This is a genomic window from Antarcticirhabdus aurantiaca (genome assembly GCF_009765365.1).
GTDB classification, from domain to species: domain Bacteria; phylum Pseudomonadota; class Alphaproteobacteria; order Rhizobiales; family Rhizobiaceae; genus Antarcticirhabdus; species Antarcticirhabdus aurantiaca.
The window spans coordinates 28,972-51,909 of record NZ_VTOM01000006.1 but is presented as its reverse complement, the minus strand read 5'-3'; the positions used below and the strand labels follow the sequence as shown (position 1 = coordinate 51,909).

At 69.4% G+C, this 22,938-nt stretch carries 21 protein-coding genes; 4 read left to right on the top strand and 17 right to left on the bottom strand.

Annotated features, from left to right (window positions below):
- Window positions 1-68 precede the first annotated feature (68 nt).
- The gene (locus tag FZN60_RS08660) at window positions 69-875 is read left to right on the top strand and encodes a 1-acyl-sn-glycerol-3-phosphate acyltransferase (protein WP_158873080.1); all 807 of its coding nucleotides are present in this window, start codon (window positions 69-71) and stop codon (window positions 873-875) included.
- Between the two features lie 45 nt (window positions 876-920).
- Window positions 921-1,352 (top strand): type II 3-dehydroquinate dehydratase, encoded by a 432-nt coding sequence (gene aroQ / locus FZN60_RS08655; protein WP_158873079.1) that lies wholly within the window; start codon window positions 921-923, stop codon window positions 1,350-1,352.
- A 52-nt stretch (window positions 1,353-1,404) separates the two neighbouring features.
- Here the strand turns inward: aroQ and FZN60_RS08650 are convergent, their stop codons facing one another.
- From FZN60_RS08650 to FZN60_RS08610, 9 genes are all read right to left on the bottom strand, one after another.
- Window positions 1,405-2,709 carry a DUF3422 domain-containing protein gene (locus tag FZN60_RS08650; RefSeq protein ID WP_158873078.1) on the bottom strand — a complete coding sequence of 435 codons (1,305 nt, stop codon included), beginning with the start codon at window positions 2,707-2,709 and terminating at the stop codon, window positions 1,405-1,407.
- A 22-nt stretch (window positions 2,710-2,731) separates the two neighbouring features.
- On the bottom strand, window positions 2,732-4,303 hold the full coding sequence (locus FZN60_RS08645; RefSeq protein WP_158873077.1) for an aldehyde dehydrogenase (NADP(+)): 1,572 nt from the start codon (window positions 4,301-4,303) through the stop codon (window positions 2,732-2,734).
- Between the two features lie 211 nt (window positions 4,304-4,514).
- Window positions 4,515-5,000, bottom strand: coding sequence for a MarR family winged helix-turn-helix transcriptional regulator (locus FZN60_RS08640; RefSeq protein WP_158873076.1), 486 nt, complete (start codon window positions 4,998-5,000; stop codon window positions 4,515-4,517).
- Between the two features lie 132 nt (window positions 5,001-5,132).
- The gene (gene mnhG, locus FZN60_RS08635; protein WP_158873075.1) at window positions 5,133-5,492 is read right to left on the bottom strand and encodes a monovalent cation/H(+) antiporter subunit G; all 360 of its coding nucleotides are present in this window, start codon (window positions 5,490-5,492) and stop codon (window positions 5,133-5,135) included.
- Window positions 5,489-5,770, bottom strand: coding sequence for a K+/H+ antiporter subunit F (locus FZN60_RS08630; protein WP_158873074.1), 282 nt, complete (start codon window positions 5,768-5,770; stop codon window positions 5,489-5,491). The genes mnhG and FZN60_RS08630 overlap by 4 nt, the downstream gene beginning before the upstream one ends.
- Window positions 5,767-6,252, bottom strand: coding sequence for a Na+/H+ antiporter subunit E (locus FZN60_RS08625; protein ID WP_246726668.1), 486 nt, complete (start codon window positions 6,250-6,252; stop codon window positions 5,767-5,769). Before FZN60_RS08625 ends, FZN60_RS08630 begins: the two co-directional genes overlap by 4 nt.
- Window positions 6,249-7,910, bottom strand: a complete 1,662-nt coding sequence (locus FZN60_RS08620; protein ID WP_158873073.1) for a monovalent cation/H+ antiporter subunit D — start codon at window positions 7,908-7,910, stop codon at window positions 6,249-6,251. The genes FZN60_RS08625 and FZN60_RS08620 overlap by 4 nt, the downstream gene beginning before the upstream one ends.
- Entirely contained in the window at window positions 7,907-8,257 is a 351-nt protein-coding gene (locus tag FZN60_RS08615; RefSeq protein WP_158873072.1) for a Na+/H+ antiporter subunit C, read from the bottom strand. The genes FZN60_RS08620 and FZN60_RS08615 overlap by 4 nt, the downstream gene beginning before the upstream one ends.
- The gene (locus FZN60_RS08610; RefSeq protein ID WP_158873071.1) at window positions 8,257-11,196 is read right to left on the bottom strand and encodes a monovalent cation/H+ antiporter subunit A; all 2,940 of its coding nucleotides are present in this window, start codon (window positions 11,194-11,196) and stop codon (window positions 8,257-8,259) included. The genes FZN60_RS08615 and FZN60_RS08610 overlap by 1 nt, the downstream gene beginning before the upstream one ends.
- 100 nt (window positions 11,197-11,296) lie before the next feature.
- Between FZN60_RS08610 and FZN60_RS08605 the strand changes: the two genes are divergently transcribed.
- Window positions 11,297-11,554, top strand: a complete 258-nt coding sequence (locus FZN60_RS08605) for a helix-turn-helix transcriptional regulator (RefSeq protein ID WP_158873070.1) — start codon at window positions 11,297-11,299, stop codon at window positions 11,552-11,554.
- A gap of 89 nt (window positions 11,555-11,643) precedes the next feature.
- On the opposite strand, the gene FZN60_RS08600 is transcribed toward FZN60_RS08605, so the two are convergent.
- Together FZN60_RS08600 and FZN60_RS08595 are read right to left on the bottom strand one after the other, a co-directional pair.
- Window positions 11,644-12,246, bottom strand: coding sequence for a cytochrome b (locus FZN60_RS08600; RefSeq protein ID WP_158873069.1), 603 nt, complete (start codon window positions 12,244-12,246; stop codon window positions 11,644-11,646).
- Between the two features lie 200 nt (window positions 12,247-12,446).
- Window positions 12,447-13,943 (bottom strand): CoA-acylating methylmalonate-semialdehyde dehydrogenase, encoded by a 1,497-nt coding sequence (locus tag FZN60_RS08595; RefSeq protein WP_158873068.1) that lies wholly within the window; start codon window positions 13,941-13,943, stop codon window positions 12,447-12,449.
- A gap of 88 nt (window positions 13,944-14,031) precedes the next feature.
- Between FZN60_RS08595 and FZN60_RS08590 the strand changes: the two genes are divergently transcribed.
- Window positions 14,032-14,937, top strand: coding sequence for a LysR family transcriptional regulator (locus tag FZN60_RS08590; RefSeq protein ID WP_158873067.1), 906 nt, complete (start codon window positions 14,032-14,034; stop codon window positions 14,935-14,937).
- Window positions 14,938-15,046: 109 nt separating this feature from the next.
- Here FZN60_RS08590 and iolG read toward each other — a convergent pair whose 3' ends face one another.
- The 6 genes from iolG to FZN60_RS08560 all read right to left on the bottom strand — a co-directional run bounded on the left by iolG (window position 15,047) and on the right by FZN60_RS08560 (window position 22,876).
- Window positions 15,047-16,060: a bifunctional inositol 2-dehydrogenase/D-chiro-inositol 1-dehydrogenase gene (iolG, locus tag FZN60_RS08585; RefSeq protein WP_158873066.1), complete on the bottom strand. Its 1,014-nt coding sequence runs from the start codon at window positions 16,058-16,060 to the stop codon at window positions 15,047-15,049.
- A 5-nt stretch (window positions 16,061-16,065) separates the two neighbouring features.
- The gene (locus tag FZN60_RS08580; RefSeq protein ID WP_158873065.1) at window positions 16,066-16,971 is read right to left on the bottom strand and encodes a sugar phosphate isomerase/epimerase family protein; all 906 of its coding nucleotides are present in this window, start codon (window positions 16,969-16,971) and stop codon (window positions 16,066-16,068) included.
- Between the two features lie 25 nt (window positions 16,972-16,996).
- A complete protein-coding gene (iolE, locus tag FZN60_RS08575) occupies window positions 16,997-17,899 on the bottom strand; it encodes a myo-inosose-2 dehydratase (protein ID WP_158873064.1) in 903 nt (300 codons plus the stop codon).
- Window positions 17,900-18,103: 204 nt separating this feature from the next.
- Window positions 18,104-19,957 carry a 3D-(3,5/4)-trihydroxycyclohexane-1,2-dione acylhydrolase (decyclizing) gene (gene iolD / locus FZN60_RS08570; protein ID WP_158873063.1) on the bottom strand — a complete coding sequence of 618 codons (1,854 nt, stop codon included), beginning with the start codon at window positions 19,955-19,957 and terminating at the stop codon, window positions 18,104-18,106.
- Between the two features lie 68 nt (window positions 19,958-20,025).
- A complete protein-coding gene (locus FZN60_RS08565; protein ID WP_158873062.1) occupies window positions 20,026-21,948 on the bottom strand; it encodes a bifunctional 5-dehydro-2-deoxygluconokinase/5-dehydro-2-deoxyphosphogluconate aldolase in 1,923 nt (640 codons plus the stop codon).
- A gap of 76 nt (window positions 21,949-22,024) precedes the next feature.
- On the bottom strand, window positions 22,025-22,876 hold the full coding sequence (locus FZN60_RS08560) for a MurR/RpiR family transcriptional regulator (RefSeq protein ID WP_158873286.1): 852 nt from the start codon (window positions 22,874-22,876) through the stop codon (window positions 22,025-22,027).
- Window positions 22,877-22,938: the final 62 nt, after the last annotated feature.

Genomic DNA, 22,938 nt, shown 5'->3' with positions numbered 1-22,938 from the left:
CGGCGTCATCGCAGCTTCGCAGACTTCTGGAAGAACCCGGCGACCCGAACCCGCTTCCGGCCGCCGCCATGCATTATCCCGAACTCACCTATGCCCGCCCGAACGACCGGCTGATCCGCCGCGTCGTGATCCGCTCGATGGAGGCGGCGGCCGGCCGGCGAAAGCTCGCCCGCCTCTACGGCGTCTGGCGCCAGCGGGCGGCCGAGGCGCCGGGTTGGGAGTTCCGCTCCATGCTGGATCTCATGCGCATCCGGCTCGACGTCGGCGGCGCCTGGCCGGTGCCCCGGCCGGTGCCCGAGCGGCTGATCATCGTCGCCAACCATCCCTTCGGCATCGGCGACGGCGTGGCGCTCCTGGCGCTGGCCGAGTCGCTCGGCCGCCCGTTCCGCATCCTGATCGCCAACGACCTGATGAAGGTCCGCGAGATGGCGGCCTACGGCCTGCCTGTCTCCTTCCAGGAGACGCGGGAGGCGCAGGCGCTGAACCTCGCCACCCGCCGCGAGGCGATGCGCCTCCTCGCCGAGGGCACGACGATCATCGTGTTTCCCGCCGGCGGCGTCGCCACCGCCAATCGCATGTTCGGCGCGGCCGAGGACCTGCCCTGGAAGCAGTTCACCGCCCGGCTCGTGCGCGCCGGCCGGGCGGCCGTCCTGCCCGTCCATGTCCGGGGCCAGAACGGGCCGCTCTTCCACCTCGTCAGCAAGTGGTCGCAGACCATGCGCTACGGGCTCCTGATCGGCGCCTTCGCCAAGCTCTACGGCCGCTCGATCCGCCTCACCGTCGGCGAGGTCATTCCCGCGCCGGAGGCCGACGTCCTGCCGGACGGCCGCCAGCTCACCGAGAGCCTGCGCGCGGCGGTCCTGGCGCTCGCCTGAGGTGGGTCTTGACGCCGGCCCCGGGCGCTGCGAATCCCTGGGTTCATGGGCTTCTCGACGATCGTCGTCCTCAACGGACCGAACCTCAACCTTCTCGGCACGCGCGAGCCGGGGATCTACGGCGCCAAGACGCTGGCCGACATCGAGCGTGACCTGCGCGCGCGGGCGGGGACCCGCGCCGAGCTGGTCTTCCGCCAGTCCAACATCGAGGGCGAGCTCGTGTCCTTCGTCCAGGAGGCGGGCCTTGCCGGCGCGGGCGTCATCATCAACGCGGGCGCCTATACCCACACCTCCATCGCCCTCGCCGACGCGATCAAGGCGTCGAAGGCCGTGGCGATCGAGGTGCACCTCTCCAACGTCCACGCCCGCGAGAGCTTCCGCCACCATTCCTACCTGTCGCCCGTCTGCCGCGGCGTCATCGCGGGCTTCGGCGACCGCTCCTACCACCTCGCTTTGGAAGCGCTGCTGGAGGGCTGACGCCGCCGCTTCCGGGCGGTCTTGCGGAGGCGGGCAGCTGCCCGGCTCCTCGTCAGTGCTTGTGGCGGCGGTGGATCCGGCGGATGCCGAGCCAAGTGAGGAGCAGAACGAGCGGCGCGAGCGCGGCGAGGATCAGCGCCTTCTGGTGCTCCGTCCCGTCATAGACGCCCTTCAGCACCGTCGAGACGATGCCGAGCGCGTAGTAGGAGATCGCGATCGTCGAAAGACCCTCGACCGTCGTCTGCAGCCGGAGCTGGCTCTGGGTGGTCTGCGACATGGTGGCGAGGATCGTCTGCGTCTGGGCCTGGACGTCGATGCCGATGCGCGCGTTCAGCATGGCGGTGGTGGTGGCCATCTGCTCGTTCAGCGCATCCTGGCGGCGCTGGATCGACTCGAAGGTCCAGAGCGCCGGGTCGAGCCGGTGCGTCAGGTAGCGCTTCAGCGAGCGGAACTCGCCGGACGGCGTTTCACCCATGCTGTCGAGCCGCCGCGCCAGGATGCGGCCGTAGGCCCGGCTCGCGGCGAAGCGGTAGCGCGTCTCGTGCCCCAGCGCCTCGGCCTCGATCTGGAGCTGGTGGAGGCGCGACAGGGCCGCCTGATTGTCGGCCGTGGTGCTGGCGCGACCGATCGCTTCGAGCACCTCGGCGAGCCGGCGCTCCAGGGCGCCGATGGCCGGCGACACGGCCCGCGAGAGCGGGATGCCGATCAGCGACAGGACGCGATAGGTCTCGATCTCCAGGATGCGGCGCACGATGATGCCGGTGAGCGTGGGCCCGAGCTGCCCGGCCGCGAATTCGAAGCGCGTGTAGCCCGCCGCGTCGATGGTGAAGTCGGTCGCGATCTCGGCGCGGCCCTCCTCGATCACCGAGCGGCAGAGATGCAGCCCGTCGAAGCCGGCGATCGCCTGGACGGGGATCGTCGCCAGATCGAGGAGGTCGACCCGCGTGGCGAGCCCGACGCTGTTCCCCGCCTCGGTCTCCATTTCGAGACCGATCGTGTCCGGCCAGGGCTCGGCATCGTCTGCCCGGCCGGTCCAGGTGAAGGTGACGAACTCGTTGTGGAGCTCCCAGACGACCTGCCGCTCGCCCACCCGGTAGCTGAAGCGCCTGAGGTCGGCCGAGGGCCCCGGCCGACCGTTCGCCCGGCACCAGGCGGCGAGCCGCTCGGCGGCGGCACGCCCGGCCTCGGGCTCGCGGGGCAGGAGAAAGACGACCCGGCGCACGCGCGCCGGGGCGACGATCGGCACGATGGGCCGCGCGTGGATCTCGTCCTGCGCGGCCGCCCGGTCCGGATGGTCCGCAAAGAGCGCGCGGCGGGACCGGGGAGGGGCGGGCTCGTCGGCATGCGTCCCGTCCATCCCCGCGTTCCCCCGTTCCGTTTCAGCCGAGCTTGCCGTCGGTGCGCACCGGCAGGCCCAGCGGGTTGCCGTCGCGCAGGGCTTGCGGAAGCAGGTCCTGCGGCATGTCCTGGTAGGAGACTGGCCGCAGGAAGCGGGCGATGGCAAGGCTGCCGACCGAAGTCGTGCGCCCGTCCGAGGTCGCCGGATACGGCCCGCCATGCACCATGGCATGGCCGACCTCGACGCCCGTGCCGAAGCCGTTGACGAGAAGGCGCCCGGCCTTCAGCTCGAGCTTGGGCAGAAGCGCCTTGGCGCTCGCATGGTCCGGCTCGTCGATGTGGAGCGCGATGGTGAGCTGGCCTTCCAGCGCGTCGATCACGCGGGCGAGCTCCGCCTCGTCGCGGCAGCGCACGATCAGCGAGGACGAGCCGAAGACCTCCTCCTGGAGCTCCTTGTGCGACAGGAAGTCGGCCGCCCGGGTGGCGAAGAGGGCCGCTTGGCCCTGGAAGCGCTCGCCGACCTGACCCTCGGCCAGCTTCTCGACGCTGCCGTGGCTCGTCAGCTTGGCGACGCCCTCGCAGTAGCTCTTGTGGATGCCGGGCGTCAGCATGGTGGAGGCGGGCGCGGCCTTCAGGGCCTCGGAGGCGCCGGCGATGAAGCTCTCCAGACCGTCTCCCTCGACGGCGAGGATGAGGCCGGGATTGGTGCAGAACTGCCCCGCGCCCATGGTGAGGGAGGCGGCGAAGGCCCTACCGATCGCCTCGCCGCGGTTCGAGAGCGCGGCGCGGAAGAGGATCACCGGGTTGATCGAGCTCATCTCGGCATAGACCGGGATCGGCTCGGGGCGCTCGGCGGCGATTTTCATCAGCGCCGTGCCCCCGGTGCGCGAGCCGGTGAAGCCGACCGCCTTGATGCGGTGGTCGGCGACGAGCCCCTGCCCGACGGCGCGGCCGGAATCGAAGAGGAGCGAGAAGGTGCCGGCCGGCAGGCCGCAGTCCTTGACCGCCTTGGTGACGGCGCGCCCGACCAGCTCGGAGGTGCCGGGATGGGCGGAGTGCGCCTTCACGACGACGGGGCTGCCGGCGGCGAGCGCCGAAGCCGTGTCGCCGCCAGCGACGGAGAATGCGAGCGGGAAGTTGGAGGCGCCGAAGACGGCGACCGGGCCGACCGAGACGTTGCGCAGGCGCAGCTCGACGCGCGGCAGGGGCTTGCGGTCGGGGATCGCCGGATCGACGCGCAGGCCGAGGAACGAGCCCTCGCGCACGACGCTCGCGAAGAGGCGGAGCTGGCCGACGGTGCGGCCGCGCTCGCCCTCGACGCGGGCGCGCGGCAGGCCGCTTTCCAGGACGCAGCGCTCGACGAGCTCGTCGCCGATGTCGAGGATGTTCTGCGCGATCGTCTCGAGGAACTTGGCGCGGTCCTCGAGGCTCGTTTCGCGATAGGTGTCGAAGGCTTCGGCCGCCAGGCGGCAGGCCTCGTCGAGGTCCTGAAGCGTCGCGCCGCCGAAGGCGGGCTCCAGCTTCTCGCCCGTGGCGGCGTCGAGCCCGCGGATCTCGCCGTTGGTGCCGCGGCGCTCGGTGCCCCCGATCAGGAGGCTTCCGGTCAGTGTCATGGCCCAGGTCCCATCATTGCGTTGCCGCGCCGGACGGGAAGGGGAAAATCGGGATCGAACGGGCGGCGGGACTGGCCCGCGCGATGCCGCGCCGGATCCGCCTCTCCCCGAAGCGGCGCTCCGACGAGCTGTTTAGCCGCTCGAAACGCGCTTGTCCCGCCCGGCGAATGCAAAAGTAAGACTTTTTTGCCGGGCTCGACGCGAGCGCGCCTCAGGCAACCTTGGGAAGCACGGCCGGCGCGGGCGTCGGCGCGGCACTGACGCTACCCAGCGCACCGCGCATGGCGAGAAGCAGCGCTTCCAGCGTTTCCACCGAGAGCGGGCCGACGCTGGTCGTCACCTCGTCGAAGATCGATCCGACGGGCACGCGCAGGCGCTCGAACACCTCGAAGGCGGCGGGCGTCGCCTCGATGACCTTGGCCCGGCGGTCGGTCGGATCCACCGAGCGCGTCACCAGACCCTGCTTCTCCAGCGGCTCCAGGAAGCCCGACAGCGTCATCGGCTCGATGCCCATGCGCTCGGCGAGCGCGGTCTGGCGCAGGCCGCCGTAATGGGCGACGTTGGCGAGGGTGCGCACCTCGCCGGCGGTCAACGCGAGGCCGGAGGAGCCGACGGCGCGTTCCAGGGCCTGGCGCCAAAGGCGGGCCACGTCCCACAGGAGGAAGTAAAGGTCGCTGCCGGGCAGGAGCTGAGGCATGGGTCCGTCCTTCTGGTCGGTCGAAGGGCGGAACCCTGCGAGCCGGCAGCTTCTACAGGATCGCAGATGCCGCGGCAGCTTAAAAATAATTCATTCTGATTTATTCCGACCCTAGGATGAATCGCCGCGACGTCAGCGGTCTTCCACCGACCTCACGTCGGGCAGGTCGTCCTGCCCTTCGGCCCGGTCGCGATAAAGGGCCGAGCGCGTCAGCAGCATCAGGGTCACCGGCGTCGTCATGGTGATGAACAGGAAGATCAGAACCTCGTGAACGACGACGCGCTCGCGCGTCACCGAGAAGAACAGCATGGAGGCCGCGAGCACGCCGACCGTTCCGAGACTGGCGCCGAGCGTCGGGGCGTGGACGCGCTCGTAGAAGGTCCGGAAGCGCAGCAGGCCGAGCGCGCCGATCAGCGTCATCGCCGAACCGGCCAGGACGAAGATCGAGACGAGGATGGCCGCCCAGAGCGGCAGGTCGGTCAGGCCGCTCATTCGATCACCTCGCCGCGCATCAGGAATTTGGCCAGCGCCACGGTGCCGACGAAGCCGAGCACGGCGATGACGAGGGCGGCCTCGAAGAAGATGTTGGTGCCCGAGCGGATGCCGAAGGTGAGAAGCACCAGCATGATCGTCACGTAGAGCGTGTCGAGGCCGAGGATGCGGTCCTGGGCGCGGGGGCCGGCCAGGATGCGGGAGGTGGCGCAGGCGCAGGCCAGGCCCAGCATGACCTGGGCGATCGTGATCGACCAGCTGAGGATGACGAGGCTCATCGGAAGATCTCCTTCAGGCGCGCCTCGTAGCCCGCCACGATGCTGGCCCATTCCGCCTCGTCGATGAGGTCGAGGACGTGGAGCAAGAGGAGGCCGGTGCGCGGGTCGTAGTTGACCCACAGGCTGCCGGGCGTGGCCGTGAGGATGCAGGCGAGGACGGTCAGGGCATAAGGGTCGTCGATCTCCAGCTTGATCGTGAGGAAGCCGGAGCGCCGCTCGGCGCGCGGTCGCAGGACGATGCGGGCGACGGCGATGTTGGAGCGCACGATCTCCAAGCCGACGAAGCCGACCAGGCGCAGGATCGCGACCGGATTGCCGGCGCGAAGGCCCGGCTGCTGGAGCGCCGACAGGGTCACGGCGGCGAAGAGGCCGAGCGCGGTGCCGATGATGATCTGTCCCGGCGAGATGCTCTGGTTCAGCGTCAGCCAGACGATCAGCACGAACACCGACAGGCGGGGATAGGCGAAGACGCGCGCCATCATTGGATCGCCTCCACGCCGTTCTCGTTCTCGCCGTCCGGCACGGCCGGCGAGCCGTCGGGCAGGACGCCCCTGACATAGGCGTCCGGCGCATGGACCGCGGTCGCGGCGGCCCGCATGAAGGACATGACCGGCTCGCCCGCGGCGGTCATGGCGACGCAGAGCGCGAGGAGGCCGACCACGGGCGCGTATTCGATGACGCGCACGCGCTGGACCATGGATCCCTCGTTCGGCACCCAGAAGATGCGGATGCCGGTGCGCAGCATGGCGAGAAGCGTGGCGAGGCCCGACAGGATCAGGAGTGCGACGAAGCTCCAGCCCCAGACCCCGACGGGGGCATTCGCGCTCTCGGCACCGAAGCCGGCGGGGTTGAGGACGGCGGTCAGCATCGCGACCTTGGCGACGAAGCCCGACAGGGGCGGCAGGCCGGCGATCAGGAGGGCGCAGGCGAAGAAGCCGATGCCGAGGAAGGCGATGGTCGCGGGGATCGCGACGCCGACCTCCTCGCTCTCGTGCAGCACCTCCTCCTCGTCCGGCTCGTCGAGGCCGTAGGCCTCGGCCGTCACGGCGAAGACGTCGGCGCCCGGCTCGCGGCCGCGCTCCACGAGTTCGATGAGGAGAAAGAAGGCGCAGATCGTGAGCGTCGAGGAGACGAGGTAGAAGAGCGCGCCGGCCGTCACCGCGGGGCTGGAAAAGCCGATCGCGGCGAGAAGCGTGCCCGACGAGACGAGAACCGAGAAGCTGGCGATGCGGCCCATGGCCTGCGAGGCGAGGACGCCGATCGCCCCGAAGGCGATGGTGGCCAATCCCCCGGCGAGCAGCACCTCCGAGCCGAAGCTCGCTTCCTGCCCGAAGATCAGCAGCGACAAGCGCAGGATCACGGCGATGCCGACCTTGGAGGTGATCACGAAGATCGCCGCGACCGGCGCCGAGGCCACCGAATAGGCCTGCGGCAGCCAGAAGCACAGCGGCCACATGCCGGCCTTCACGAGGAAGGAGACCGACAGGAGCGCCGCGCCGGCCTCCAGGAGCGTCCGGTCGCCGGGCGCCACCATCGCCATGCGCAGGCTCAGGTCCGCCATGTTGAGCGTGCCGGTGACGCCGTAGATGAGGCTCACCCCGAGAAGGAAGAGCGAGGAGGCCGCGAGGTTGATCGCGATGTACTGGAGGCTCGCGCGGATGCGCGGGGCGCCCGAGCCGTGCAGCAGCAGGCCGAAGGAGGCCGCCAGCATGATCTCGAAGAACACGAAGAGGTTGAACAGGTCGCCGGTCAGGAACGAGCCGTTGAGGCCCATCAGGAGGATCTGGAACAGCGAGTGGAAGTGCGCGCCGGAGCGGTGCCAGCGGGCGAGCGAGAAGGTGAGGCTGGCGAGCGCGAGGAGGCTCGTCAGCATCACCATCAGGGACGCCAAGGGGTCGGCGACGAGAACGATGGCGAAGGGCGCCGGCCAGTCGCCGAGGCGGTAGACCTGGGCGGTGTTCGGATCGGCCGCCGTCTCGACGAGGAGCGCCAGGGAAGCGAGGGCGAGGACGATGGTGGTCGCGACGTTGATGCGGGCCTTCAGCCGCCGACGCCGCTCGTCGAAGAACAGCATGATCGCCGCCCCGGCAAGCGGCACGAGGATCGGCAGGACCGGAAGATGGGCGAGAAAGCCGCTCACGAGCCGCTCTCCCGCCCGTCGACATGGTCGGTGCCGGTGAGGCCGCGCGCGGCGAGCAGCACGACGAGAAACAGCGCCGTCATGGCGAAGCCGATGACGATCGCGGTGAGGACGAGGGCTTGCGGCAGGGGGTCGGCATGAATTCCGAGGGCGCCGGCCTCGCCCTTTTCGAGGATCGGCGGCAGGCCGAGCATCGGCTTGCCGAGACCCATCGAGAAGATGAAGAGGTTCACCCCGTAGGAGATCAGCGAGAGGCCGATGATCACCTGATAGGTGCGCGGGCGCAGGATCAGCCAGACGCCGGAACCCACGAGGACGCCGATGGCGGCGGCAAGAACGAGTTCCATCAGCGGCCTCCGGTCTCTGACCCGACGGGCGGGGGTTGGGCACCCGGCGACCGTGCGACGCGCGGCGCGCGGATCGACTGGTGGGCGATGGCGATGAGCATCAGAACCGTCGCGCCGACGACGAGGGCGAAGACGCCGAGGTCGAAGAGGAGGGCGCTCGCGGTCGGCACCTCGCCGATGAAGGGGATGTCCGTGTACTGGAAGAAGGAGGTCAGGAAGGGATAGCCGAAGACCCAGGCGCCTGCGCCCGTGACGAGCGAGAGCAGGAGGCCGAAGGCCATCCAGCGCACGGGCCGGATGCGCAGGCGCGCTTCCACCCAGCGCGTTCCCCCCGCCATGTATTGCAGGATGAAGCCGATCGACATCGTGACGCCCGCCGCGAAGCCGCCGCCGGGAAGGTCGTGGCCGCGCAGGAAGAAGTAGACGGCGAGCGTCCCGATCAGCGGGAACATCAAGCGCATGATGACGCTCGGCACGAGCAGCGCGTCGGCCACCGTGTCGCCGGCCTCTCGCCCTTCCGCCGCTTCGTCCAGCTCGTTCTGGAGCCGCTGCTGCTCGGGCATCTGCCGGGAATCGGCAGCCGGCCGGAAGCGCAGAAGAAGCGCGAAGACGGTGAGGCTGACGGCGGCGAGCACGACGATCTCGCCGAAGGTGTCGAAGCCGCGGAAGTCGACGAGGATGACGTTGACGACGTTGGTGCCGCCGCCCTCCGAATAGGCCCGCTCCAGGAAGAAGCCGGCGATGGAGTCGGTCAGCGGCCGGTTCATCACGGCGAAGGCGACCACCGCCGTGCCGAGGCCGGCGCAGACCGCGAGAACGAGGTCGCGCGAGCGGCGCAGGCGCGCGACGATGCTCGTGGATTCGTCGCCGTCGTGGCCGCGCACGCGCTTGGGCAGCCAGCGCAGGCCGAGAAGCAGGAGCACGGTCGTCACCACCTCGACGAGCAGCTGGGTGATGGCGAGGTCGGGGGCCGAGAGCCAGACGAAGGTCACGCAGGTGACGAGGCCGGCGCCGCCGAGGAGAACGAGGGCGGCGAGGCGGTGGAACTTGGCGCTGAGCGCGGCGCCGATGGCGCAGACGATGCCGATCAGCCAGAGAAGGGCGAAGGGCGCGTCGATGTCGATCGGCCATTCCTGGCGCGAGCCGAAGCCGTGGGTGGCGATCGGGGCGACGCCCGCCAGAAGCGCGGCGCCGACGAGAAGGCGCATCTGCGGCTGCAGGCGGCGCGTTTCGACCCAGCCTTCCAGCGTGCGGGCCCAGCGCCAGGACACGGTGACGAGCACAGCCTCGAAGATGCGCGGCGCGTTGAGGCGGCGCAGCAGCGGCGGCCCCTCGACGCCGGATTCGAGCGTACGGCGCAGCAGGAGGTACAGGATCACGCCGCTGACCATGGCGATGATGCTCATCATCAGCGGCTCGTTGAAGCCGTGCCAGAGCGAGAGCGAGTAGTAGGGCAGGTCGCGTCCGACCACGGCCTGCGCCGCCGTGTTCAGGATGCCGCCGACCGCCAGCGCCGGCACGATGCCGACCACGAGGCAGAGAACGACCAGGAACTCGACGGGAAAGCGCATGAGGCGCGGCGGCTCGTGCGGCACCTTGGGCACGTCCGTCGGCGGCGGGCCGAAGAAGACGCGGTGCATGAAGCCGATGGAATAGGCTACCGAGAAGGCGCCGGCGAGCGTCGCGGCGTAGGGCAGGGACCGGTCGAGAAGCGAGCCCTGGTGGAACTCCACGGCCTCGGCGAAGAACATCTCCTTGGAGATGAAGCCGTTGAGCAGCGGCACGCCGGCCATGGCGGCGCAGGCGACCATGGCGAGCGTCGCGGTCACCGGCATGAAGCGGTAGAGGCCCGACAGGCGGCGCATGTCGCGCGTGCCGGTCTCGTGGTCGATGATGCCCGCCGCCATGAACAGCGAGGCCTTGAAGGTCGCGTGGTTGAGGATGTGGAAGGTCGCCGCGATCGCCCCGAGCGGGCTGCCGAGGCCCAGAAGCACGGTGATGAGCCCGAGATGGCTGATCGTGGAATAAGCGAGGAGGCCTTTGAGGTCCTGCTGGAAGATCGCGATCCAGGCGCCGAGGACGAGGGTGATCAGGCCCGACGAGCAGACGATGTAGAACCAGGTCTCGGTCTCGGCGAGAACCGGCCAGTAGCGGGCGAGAAGGAAGACGCCCGCCTTCACCATGGTCGCCGAATGGAGGTAGGCCGAGACCGGCGTCGGGGCGGCCATGGCCTGGGGCAGCCAGAAGTGGAACGGGAACTGCGCGCTCTTGGCCAGCGCGCCGATGAGAATGAGGACGAGCGTGGGCGTGTAGAGCTCGTGCGCCTGGACGCGGGCGCCGGCGGCCAGCACCGCGTCGAGGTCGTAGGATCCGACGATGTGGCCGAGCATCAGCGTGCCGGCGAGAAGCGCCAGGCCGCCCATCCCCGTCACCGTCAGCGCCATGCGCGCCCCGTCGCGGGCGGCGAGGTTGTGGTGCCAGTAGCCGATGAGGAGGAACGAGAAGAGGCTCGTCAGCTCCCAGAAGAAGACGATCTGGACGATGTTGCCGGACAGGACGACGCCGAGCATCGCCCCCATGAAGGCGAGAAAGAAGGCGAAGAAGCGCGCCACCGGGTCGTCCGGCGACATGTAGTAGCGGGCATAGATGACGACGAGGAGGCCGATGCCGGTGACGAGCAGGCAGAAGAGCCAGGCGAGGCCGTCGATGCGCAGGACGAAGTCGAGGCCGAAGCTCGGCATCCAGCCGATGCGCCAGGAGACGACGCCGCCGTTCGTCACCGCGGGATAGAGCGCGATCGTGGCGAGAAGGCCGGCCAGCGCCACCGAGCCCGCCAGAACGGCGTTCACGCCGCGCGCGTCCGTCGGCAGGATCAGGGCCGCGACGCTTCCCAGGAAGGGCAGGAGGAGGAGAACGAGAAGCAGGTACTCGTCCAGCATGGGCGGGATCTGCCTCCTTGCGTGGGGCCTTCAGACCGGATTGTTGCTAAAGCTCGCCCAATATGGTTGACTATGCTGCCGTATTCAAGGTGCCAATCCGATGAATCTGACGCCCGAGCAGTGTCGGGCCGCTCGCGGCCTTCTGGACTGGACGCAGGAGCAGCTCGCCGAGGCGGCGGGCGTGTCGCGCTCGACCGTGCGCGACTTCGAGAAGGAACGCCACCACCTCAACCGCTCCTCCGAGCAGCTCATCGTCGAAGCCTTCGAGGGGGCTGGCGTCGTGCTGATCGCGGCTGCCGGGGAGGGAGCGGAGGATCCGGGCGCCGGCGTGCGCCTGGCCAGCGCGGCGCCGCGCTGAACGCGGCGAGACGGCGCGCGTTGCCGCGAACCGTCTGTTCCGGTCCGATCCGTCGGAGCGCATCAGCCCGTACATGACCGTCGGCGTCCCTAGGCGGCGCCCGGTGCCGGCTTGTCGCTGCCGCCGCGGGTCATGCGGTCGAGCGTCGCGTCCCGCCAGACGAGGCCGTGGATCAGCGCCATGGCGACGTGCCCGACGATCAGCGCCAGGAGCACCCAGCCGAGAAGGCCGTGCAGCGCGTTGGCCGGCTCGGTCAGCATCGGGTTCGGCTCGCCGCCGGGGGCGACGAGCTGCAGCCCGTAGACCGAGAGGCCCCGCCCGCCTCCGGCGGCGCGCAGGATGGCGAGGAACGGCACGACGATCATCAGGACGTACATCGCCAGATGCCCGAGCGGCGCCGCTCGGTCGAGGAGCGAGCCGCCATGCGACGGCCGCCGCTTCAGGTTGGCGAGGCCCCAGATGCCTCGAACCACCGCAAGGACGTAGATCGTGAAGCCGACGGAGTAGTGCGTCGACCAGAAGAAGCCCTCGATGGCCGTGTCCTCGGCGAAGACGCGCAGCAGCGCCGACGTGAACTGCCAGACGATCAGGAGCGCCATCAACCAATGCAGCGATCGCGACACGAGGCCGTAGCCGGCCGGCGTGTCGGACAGGCCCTTGGCTGGCGGGGCGGCGCGGGAGGTCGAGTGCATCGAAAGGTCCCTCGATTCGGTCTCGTGTGCGTTGCAGCACGAGATTTGCCGCTCGATCGCCGAACGGCAACCCTACCGCGAGCAAAGGGGCGTGAGCCCGGCATTGCGAAACGTTGCAAAACCTCTCCCGCGACGAACGAAGGGCCGGCGGATCGCTCCGCCGGCCCTCGCCGTCCATCGTTCAAAACACGTCGTTGGGCTTAGCGCATCACGGGCATGGAGAACTCGGCGCCCTCCTTGATGCCGCTCGGCCAGCGGCTCGTCACCGTCTTGGTGCGGGTCCAGAACTTGATCGAGTCCGGACCGTGCTGGTTGAGGTCGCCGAAGGAGGAGCGCTTCCAGCCGCCGAAGGAGTGGTAGGCGAGCGGGGTCGGGATCGGCACGTTGATGCCGATCATGCCGACCGGCACGCGGGCGGCGAAGTCGCGCGCCGCGTCGCCGTCGCGGGTGAAGATCGCGACGCCGTTGCCGTATTCATGGCGCGTCGGCAGGTCGAGCGCGTCCTCGTAGGTCTTGGCGCGCACCACCGAGAGGACGGGGCCGAAGATCTCCTGCTTGTAGATGTCCATGTCCGGCGTGACGTGGTCGAACAGGCACGAGCCGACGAAGAAGCCGTCCTCGTAGCCCTGCATCTTGAAGCCGCGGCCGTCGACGACGAGCTTGGCACCCTCCTCGACGCCCTTGTCGATGAGGCCGAGGATCTTCTGCTGGCTCGCCTTGGTCACCACCGGGCCGTAATCGGCGGCCGAGTCGGTGTAGGGGCCGATCTTCAGCGCCTCGATCTTCGGGATCAGCTTCTCGACGAGCGCGTCCGCCGTCTTCTCGCCGACGGGCACGGCCACCGAGATCGCCATGCAGCGCTCGCCGGCCGAGCCGTAGCCCGCGCCGATCAGCGCGTTGGCCGCCTGATCGAGGTCGGCGTCGGGCATGATGATCATGTGGTTCTTGGCGCCGCCGAAGGTGTGGGCCCGCTTGCCGTGGCGCGTCGCCTCGGCATAGACGTGCGCCGCGATCGGGGTCGAGCCGACGAAGGACACCGCGCCGATGTCGGGATGCTTCAGGATCGCCTCGACGGCGGAGGCGTCGCCGTTGACGACCTGGAGGATGCCCTTGGGCAGGCCGGCTTCCATCATCAGCTCGGCGAGGCGCATCGGCACGGATGGATCGCGCTCGGAGGGCTTCAGGATGAAGGCGTTGCCGCAGGCGATGGCCGGAGCGAACATCCACATCGGGATCATGGCCGGGAAGTTGAAGGGCGTGATGCCCGCGCCGATGCCGACCGGCTGACGCATCGAGTACATGTCGATGCCCGGCCCGGCGCCTTCGGTGAACTCGCCCTTGATGAGGTGCGGGATGCCGATCACGAACTCGCAGACCTCGAGGCCGCGGATGATGTCGCCCTTGGAGTCCTCAACGGTCTTGCCGTGCTCGGCCGACAGGAGCTCGGCGAGCTCGTCCATGTGGGCGTTGAGGAGCTCGACGTAGCGGATGAAGACGCGGGCGCGGCGCTGCGGGTTGGTCGCCGCCCACTTGGGCTGCGCGGCCTTCGCCGCGTCGACGGCCGTCTGAAGCTCGGCCTCGCTGGCGAGCGACAGGCGCGCCGACACCTGGCCGGTCGCGGGGTTGAAGACGTCGGCCTGCCGGCCGCTGGTGCCGGCCACGCGCGCGCCGTCGATGAAGTGCCCGATCTCGTTCATGCCTGTTCCTCCGCTGGCTTTCGTCTGGACGAGGGTTTGCGCTTCGCAGCACTTGAACGCAAGCAGAACCCATGCGCATCCATTGTGCATGAAATCGAGTCCTGCCCCCGAAACCGACTGGGACGACCTGCGCGTCTTCCTCGCCACCGCCCGTGCCGGGCAGATCCTCGCGGCCTCGCGCCGCCTCGGGCTGAACCACGCCACCGTCGGCCGGCGCCTCGACGCGCTCGAAGCCTCGCTCGGCCACCGCCTGTTCGAGCGCCGCCCCAGCGGCTGCGTCCTGACGCGCGAGGGCGGCGCCTTTCTCGCCTTCGCCGAGCGGATGGAAGCCGAGATGGCGGCGGCCCGCGCGAGCCTGGCGGAAGCGGAAACGGGCCTTGCCGGCACGGTGCGCATCGGCGCGCCCGACGGCTTCGGCGCCGCCTTCCTCGCGCCCCGCCTGACCGCGCTGATCGAGCGCCATCCGAGCCTCACCGTCCAGCTCGTGCCCGTGCCCCAGGCCTTTTCGATCTCCCGGCGCGAGGCCGACATCGCGATCACGGTCGAGCGCCCGAGCCAGGGCCGCCTCGTCGCCCGCCGCCTCGTCCCCTACGCCCTCGGCCTCTACGCGTCCCGCGCCTATCTCGACCGCTTCGGCCGCCCCGAAACTGCGGCGGACCTCCAGCATCACCGGCTCGTCGGCTACGTCGACGACCTCGTCTTCTCGCCCTCGCTGCATTACGCCGCCGAGATCGCCGCCGACTGGCGGAGCCGCCTGGAAATCTCCTCCGCGCTCGGCCAGTTCGAGGCGGTGGCCGCGGGGGCCGGCATCGGCATCCTCCACGCCTTCGTCGCCGCGCGCCGTCTGGACCTCGAGCCGGTCCTGCCCGAGCACCGCATCGAGCGCGAATACTGGCTCGCCTTCCACGAGACCTCGCGAGGCCAGGCCCGCATCCGCGCCGTCGCAGACTACATCGCCGAGGTCGTGAAGGCGGACGAGGACGTCTTCCGCTGAAAACGCGAACCGCCGCGCGTTCGGGAAAACGCGCGGCGGTCGCTGTGATCTCCTCCCGCTCCCAAGGGAGAGGGGAGGCACCCCGTCCGAAGACGGCGGCGTCGGGATTTCAGAAGTTATAGAAGGCCGGCTTCTCCGGCATGGTCACCGGCACGATCTGGCCCGACTTCTGCGCCTCGACGCAAGCGTCGGCCGCCACCGCCGCGGCGTAGCCGTCCCAGGAGCTCGGGCCCGCGGCCGTACCCTTCGAGGCGGCCTCGATGAAGTCGCGCAGCTCGACGTCGTAGGCGTCGATGAAGCGGTCCTTCCAGTCGGTCAGGATCTCGTTGGACAGGCGCGCCTTGGAGCGCGTCTGGATCGACATCGGCTCGGGGAGCTTGGCCAGACCCGTCTCGCCGACGACCTCGCACTGGATGTCGTAGCCGTAGACGCAGTTGACGAAGATCTCGACGTCGATGCGCACGCCCTTCGCCGTCTCGATCAAAACGATCTGCGGGTCGCGCAGGTTCTCGTGCGCATTCGGCGAGCGGCGGGGATAAACCACCTGCACGGTCTTGTAGTCGTCGTCGAGCAGCCAACGCAGCACGTCGATCTCGTGGATCAGCGTGTCGTGGATGGCCATCTCGGTCACGTAGTTCGTGCCGACGCCCGGGTTGCGGTGGGCGGCGTGGACCATCAGCGGCGCGCCGATACCGTCCTCGGCGATGATCTTGCGCAGCATGCGGTAGCCCGCGTCGTAGCGGCGCATGAAGCCGACCTGCACGAGGCGGCGCCCGCCGGCGACCTCGGCCTCGACGATGTTGCGGCAGCCCTGCGCCGTCGTCGCCAGCGGCTTCTCGCAGAAGACCGGCTTGCCCGCCTTCACGGCGGCGAGGACGTCCGGCTCGTGCGCGGCACCGAAGGAGGTGACGAGCACCGCGTCCACCGAGGGGCTGGCGATGAGGTCCGGCCCGGTCAGGAAGATTTCCGCCTCGAGCCCGAGGGGCGCGATGGCGCTCTCCGCCGCCGCGCGGTTAACGTCGGTCACGGCCGAGATGCGCGCTCCCGACAGGACCTGCGTGATGCGCCGCATGTGCTCGCGGCCGATCGCGCCTGTTCCGATGACGCCGATATTGAGGGTCATGTCGCTCACTTTCCAAAGTGCTTGTCGATGTAGTGCTGGATGCGCTCGCGCATGAAGCGCCCGGAGGCGTCCGCCCGCTCCTCCCAGCCGAAGACGCAGGCCGTGACGATGCCGTCGAAGCCGACGGCGGCCAGGGACGAGAAGAACACGTCCCAGTCGATCTCGCCGTTGCCGATGTCCATGTGCTGGTGGATCGTCACCTTCGCGCCCGGCGGGTTGACGATGTAGCGGAGGCCGGACGACGCCCGGTGGTTGTAGGTGTCGGCGACGTGGACGTGGGCGATCAGCGGCCCGGCGTCGCGGATCATCTGCGCCATGTCGTCGCCGAAGTGGAAGGTGTGCGGCGCGCAGTAGAGGAACTTGACGTTGTCGGAGCCGATCGTCTTCAGCATGTCGATCGCCGGGTGGAGCGTTTCGCACCAGTCCTCCGGGTGCGGCTCCATGTTGAGGGTCACGCCCTCCTTCTCGAAGACCGGCACCAGCTCCTCCATCGAGCGCCACCAGGCGGCCTCGGAGTGCTCGTGGCTGAAGTGGCCGCCGCAGCAGTTGGAGCGGTGCGAGCGGTCGGGCGAGGGGCCGCGCCCGAACTCGGAGTTCATCGTGTCGCAGTCCATCGCGACGGTCGCGCGGATGGCTTCCTTCCAGTAGCCGACCGCAGCTATGCGCTCGTCCTCGTGCGGGCTCGCCCAGCGATACATCGGGAGCACCGAGGCGAGCTTCACGCCGTGGTCGGAAAGGGCCTTCTTGAACTCGGCCACCCGTTCCTTGTGGGCGCGCGGGCGCACCCACCAGGGCAGGAAGTCCTCGCGCGGGCTCATCTCGATGTATTCGTAGCCGAGCTCGGCGGCCTTGCGGCACAGCGCATCCAGCGGCAGGTGCCGGTGCATGTAGGGGTCGAGGGCGATCTTCATGGCTGGTCTCCTCCCGGTCTCGTCGTCAGCTCTGGTCGAGCCCGGCCTCGCGGGCGAAGCCCTTCAGCGAGCGGTGCCCGAGCGACTGGTATTCGAAGGGGTTGCGCACGGCCGAGTCCTGCTCGGCCTCGATGACGAGCCATCCGGAATAGTTGTGCTCGGCCGCGACCTTCAGCACCGGCACGAAGTCGACCGCGCCTTCCGCGTCGCCCGGCACGGTGAAGACGCCGCGCCGCACGCCTTCCAGGAAGGACAGGTTCTCGGAGCGAACCTCCTGCGCGATGTCGGGGCGCACGTTCTTGCAGTGGATGTGGCGCACGCGGCCCATATGCTTCTTCGCCACCTCGACCGGGTCGGAGCCGCCGAACCAGGCGTGGCCCGTGTCGAGGAGGAGCTTCGTCGCCGGGCCGGTGGCCGCCATCAGCCGGTCGATCTCCTCGCCGGTTTGGACGATGGAGCCCATGTGGTGGTGGTAGACGAGGTCGATGCCCTGTTCGGCCGTATAGGCCGCCAGCTGCTCCAGCTTCGCCCCGAAGTCGCGGAACTCGGCCTCGCTCAGGACCGGTCGGTCGCGGATCACGGCCTTGGTGTCGTCGCCGTGGATCGTGTTCGAGCACTCGCACACGATGCAGACGGTCGAGCCGTTGGCCTTCAGGAGGTCGAGATGCGGCTGGATCGCCGCCTTCTCCGCCTCGACGTCGTTGACGAGGAGGTTGGTGGAGTGCCAGCCCGAGACGAAGACGAGCCCGTACTCGGCGAGCTTGTCCTTCAGCTCCTGCGGGTCGGAGGGCATCAGGTGCCCCTTCTCGATCCCGTCGAAGCCGATGCGCTGGCAGTCGGACAGGCAGTCCTCGAGGGTCAGGTGTCCGCCGATCGACCAGTCGTCGTCGTTGGTCCAGGCGATGGGGTTCGTGCCGTAGCGGATCATGGAAGAGACCTTGCGGATGATGGGATTGAATGGGGTGGGCGAAGCTGCCTCCTTCTCCCGTTTCGGGAGAAGGTGCCGGCAGGCGGATGAGGGTCTCCAGCCGCAGCGCCTTCTGGAAAAACCCTCACCCGCCCCTTCGGGGCACCCGTTCCCGTGGGCGGGAGAGGGGTAGGGCGTCTCGTTCGGACGCGCGGCGGAAGCGTCTCACCCCACCCGCTGGAAGGCGCGCGCTTTCTCGTAGCCGCGGCGCGCCTCGACAACTTGCGCGCGCTCGGACACTTCCGGCACCGCGACGTCCCACCAGTGGCCGCCGGCCGTGGTCGTGATCAGGTGGTCGGTGTCGATGACGAGGACGACCGGCCGGCTCTCGTTCTTGGTGTCCTTCAGCGCCTGCTCGAGCTCGGCGATCGAGGCGACCTTCCGCGAGACCGCGCCCATGGCCGCGGCGTGCGCGGCAAAATCGATCTGGGGCAGCTCGACGTGGAAGGTGTCGTCCAGCATGTTGTTGAAGTTGGCGCCGCCGCATTCCATCTGCAGGCGGTTGATGCAGGCATAGCCGCGATTGTCGAGGACGACGATCGTGTACCCGGCGCCCACCATCGCGGCGGAGTAGATCTCCGAGTTCAGCATCATGTAGGAGCCGTCGCCGACCATCACGATGACGTCCTTCTCGGGATGGGCGAGCTTCACGCCGAAGCCGCCGGCGACCTCGTAGCCCATGGTCGAGAAGCCGTATTCCATGTGGTAGCCGCCCGGCGCCTCGGCCTGCCAGAGCTTGTGCAGCTCGCCCGGCAGTCCGCCGGCGGCGCAGACGAGCACGGTGTCGTTCGAGTTGCGGGCGCGGTGCACGGCGCCGATCACCTGCGCGTCGGAGGGCAGCGCCGCGTTGGTCGGGGCGATCGCCGCGTTCGTCGCCTCCATCCATTCGCGCTTGGCGTCCTCGGCCTTCCCCGTCCAGGTCGGGTCGACCTGCCAGCCGCCGAGCTTCTCCTCCAATGCCTCGATGCCGGCCAGCGCGTCGCAGACCACGGCCTGCGCGTCGTGCTTGGCCGCGTCGAAGGGCTGGACGTTCAACCCGACGATCTTGAGGTCCGGGTTGCGGAACAGCGCCCAGGAGCCCGTGGTGAAGTCGGCGAGGCGCGTGCCGACCGCGAGGATCAGGTCGGTGTCGGCCGCAAGCACGTTCGAGGCCGAGGAGCCGGTGACGCCGATCGCGCCCATGTTGAGGCCGTGGGAATGGGGCAGCGCCGACTTGCCGCCATGCGTCTCGGTGACGGGGATGCCGTGGCTCTCGGCGAAGGCCTTCAGAGCCTGCGTCGCGCCGGAATAGAGAACGCCGCCGCCGGCGACCACCACCGGCTTCCTGGCCGCCCGGATCAGCTCGACGGCCGCCTCGACCTCCGCCTCGTCCGGCCGGGCGCGACGGGGCACCCAGACCTTCTCGGCGAAGAAGCTCTCGGGATAGTCGAAGGCCTCGGCCTGGACGTCCTGGCAGAGCGCCAGCGTCACCGGGCCGCACTCGGCCGGATCGGTCAGGACCTGCATCGCCCGGCGCAGCGCGGGGACGATCTGCTCGGGCCGGGTGATCCGGTCGAAGTAGCGCGACACGGGGCGGAAACAGTCGGTGGCCGAGACCGTGCCGTCGTTGAAGTCCTCGACCTGCTGGAGCACCGGGTCCGGCAGCCGGTTGGCGAAGACGTCGCCGGGCAGGAGCAGGACGGGGAGGCGGTTGGCGTGGGCGAGCGCCGCCGTCGTCACCATGTTGAGCGCGCCCGGCCCGATCGAGGTCGTGCAGGCCATGAAGCGGCGGCGGAAGCTGGCCTTCGCGAAGGCGACCGCCGCGTTCGCCATGCCCTGCTCGTTCTGGGCGCGATAGGTGGTGATCTCGTCCTTCACGCCGTACAGCGCCTCGCCGATGCCGGCGACGTTGCCGTGGCCGAAGATCGCGAAGACGCCGCCGAAGATCGGCACCGTCTTGCCGTCCACCACCGTCATCTGGCGCGTCAGGAAGCGCGCAACCGCCTGCGCCATGGTCAGGCGAACCGTCCGAGCCGTCATGGCCTCATCTCCTCCCGCGGCGCCCGAAGGCCGGCCGCATCCCATTCGTCGTCAGGCTGCGAGCCGTTTCAGGCGGCCAGCGTCTTCTTCGGCGCCGACCAGAGGTCGGTGAGCTGGCGGAAGCGCCCCGCCATGTCGGCCACCGCCGCCTCGTCGTCGATCTCCCCGGCGAGCCACTTGCGCGCCGCGTCCACCCAGATCGTCCGTCCCACCGCGAAGCCCTTGACCGAGGACACGCTCTTGGCCGCGGCGAAGCCTTCCGCCAGGCTCTCGATCGAGGCTTCCAGTCCCAGCAGCATGACGCCGCGGCAGAAGGGGTCGCGGCTCGCGATCACCCGGTCGATCGCCTCCCAGGCGGCCGTGCTCGCCTGCGGCTCCAGCTTCCACCAGTCGGGCTTGAGGCCGGCATCGTAGAGCTCGGTCAGCGCGCGGGCGATCGTGTCGTCGCCGAGCTTGCCGTTCTTGCCGGCGATGATCTCGATCAGGATCTCGCGGCCGATCTTGCGGGCCGCCTCGTAGGCCTGGCGCAGCTTGTCGATCTGCGTCGCCTTCAGCTCGGCCGGATCGTCGGGATGGTAGAAGCACAGAACCTTGACGCAGTGGTCCACCGGCCAGTCGATCAGGCGGCTTCCCAGGTCCTGCCCGAACTCGAAGCGAAGCGGGCGCGAGCCCGGATCCTCGATCGGCTTGCCGATCCAGAAGCCCGGCGCCTTGGCCGCGGCGAACAGCGCCTCGCGGCCGTGCTTGTCGTCGAGCAGCATGCCGAAGCCCGAGCGCCCGTCGGCGACGCGCGTGGCGGCTTCCACGGCCAGCACCTTGAAGGCGGGGATGCGGGAAAGCTTGTCCGCGTCGCCCTCCGCGAGGTCCTCGACCTGCATGCGGTGGTCGAAGGCGAGCGCCATCACCTGCGGGATCTCGCGCCGGCGCGTCGTCGCCCAGTGGACGTGGTTGATCGCGGCGTCCTTGCGCAATGCCCGCTCGGGGCTGCCATGCTCCAGGAAGAACTGCAGCTCGGTGAAGGTCGGGATCTCCGGCGCGCAGAGGAGGCGCGAGACCGCGAAGGCGCCGCAGGCGTTCGCCCAGGTCGCCGCCGTCTCGTGCGGCTCGCCGCGCAGCCAGCCGCGCAGGAAGCCGGACATGAAGGCGTCGCCGGCACCGAGAACGTTGTAGACCTCGATCGGGAAGCCGCGCCCGACGATCCCGTCCTCCAGGTCGTCCGAGATCGCGCCGTCATAAACGATGCAGCCCATCGGCCCGCGCTTGAGGACGATGGTCGCCTTGGACAGGGCGCGGATGGTCTTCAGCGCCGCGAGAAGGTCGTCCTCGCCCGAGGCGATCAGCACCTCTTCTTCGGTGCCGACGATGAGGTCGCAGTCGGCCAGCACCGTCTTCATGTGGTCGGACACGGCGGCCGAGGCGATGTAGCGGTTGTCGCCCGCGTCGTGGCCGGCAAGGCCCCAAAGGTTCGGCCGGTAGTCGATGTCGAGGACGATCCGCCCGCCACTGGCTTTCGCGAGGCGCATGGCCTTGCGCTGCGCGGCATCGGTGTTCGGCTTGGAGAAATGCGTGCCGGTAACGAGCACCGCGCGCGAGGAGGCGATCAGCGCCTCGTCGACGTCGTCCTCGCAGAGCGCGTTGTCGGCGCAGTTGTCGCGGTAGAACAGGAGCGGGAAGCTCTTGTCGCTCTCGACGGAAAGGATGGCGAGGGCCGTCAGCCGCTCGGGATCGGTGACGATCCCCTTCGTCTCGACGCCTTCGCGGGCGAGCTGCTCGCGGATGAAGCGGCCCATCTGCTCGTTGCCGACGCGGGTGAGGAGCGCGCTCTTCAGACCGAGGCGGGCGGTGCCGACGGCGATGTTGGTCGGGCAGCCGCCGACCGACTTCGCGAAGCTCGCGACGTCTTCCAGTCGGGTGCCGATCTGCTGGCCGTAGAGATCGACGGAGGCGCGCCCGATCGCCACGATGTCGAGGGTCTTCTGGGTCTCGCTCACGTCGGCTCCTCCCTATGGGTTCGTCGTTATAGAACAAATAATCCATTCTATTTCAAGATGGATTATTTGTTCTGAATTATTCTTCCGCCCGCGCCTGCCGCTCCTCGGCCACCGCGACGGTGAGCGCCATGGCGAAGGCCATGGAGGCCGACAGCAGGCGAAAGCCCGCATGGTCCGCCTCGGCGAGTTCGAACCACTCGGTCGAGGACTCCACCAGCGGCGAGAAGGCCGAGTCGGTCAGCGCCACCACCGGCACGCCCCGCCGCGACAGGCTGCGCGCCTGCGCGACGGTCTCGGAGGCGTAGGGCGAAAAGGACACGGCGAAGGCCGCGTCGTCCTTTTCGGCCAGCGCCAGGATGTCCTCGTCGATGCCGGCCGCCGTTCCCACCAGCTGGCAGCGAACGCCGAGCTTGCCGAAGGCGTAGGCCATGTAGACGCCGATCGGATAGGAGCGGCGCTTGGCGACGAGGTAGATCGTGCGCGCGCCCGCCAGAAGCTTGACCGCGCGCTGAAAGGCTTCGAGGTCGACGCCCGTCGCCAGCCGGTCGAGCGAGGTCTTGGCCGCGGCGACGAAGCCGAGAAGGATCGAGGGCGGCTCGGAATCTTCGCCCTGGAGCGCCTTCAAGCGGTCGGTGTAGACGGGATGGCGCTCGCGCAGGCGGTCGCGAAACAGCGCCTGCAGCGAGGAGAAGCCCTCGAAGCCGAGCGACTGGGCGAAGCGCACCAGCGTCGAGGGCTGGACGTTGGCGGCCTGCGCGATCGAGGCGACGGTGCCGAAGGCGATGTCGTCGGGGTTCTGCAGCGCGTAGGCCGCGACCTCGCGCAGGCGCTTGGGAAGCCCCGCATTGCGCTGAAGGATCTCGATCTTCAACTGCTCGAAGTCGGCGGGAAGCGTGGTTTCGGACGGGTCAAGCGGGGTGGACGGCATGCTGCGGCTGGATCTCCGGGGGCGCTCGGCGCCGCGCTCGTGCGCGATGGAAAAGCTCGCCA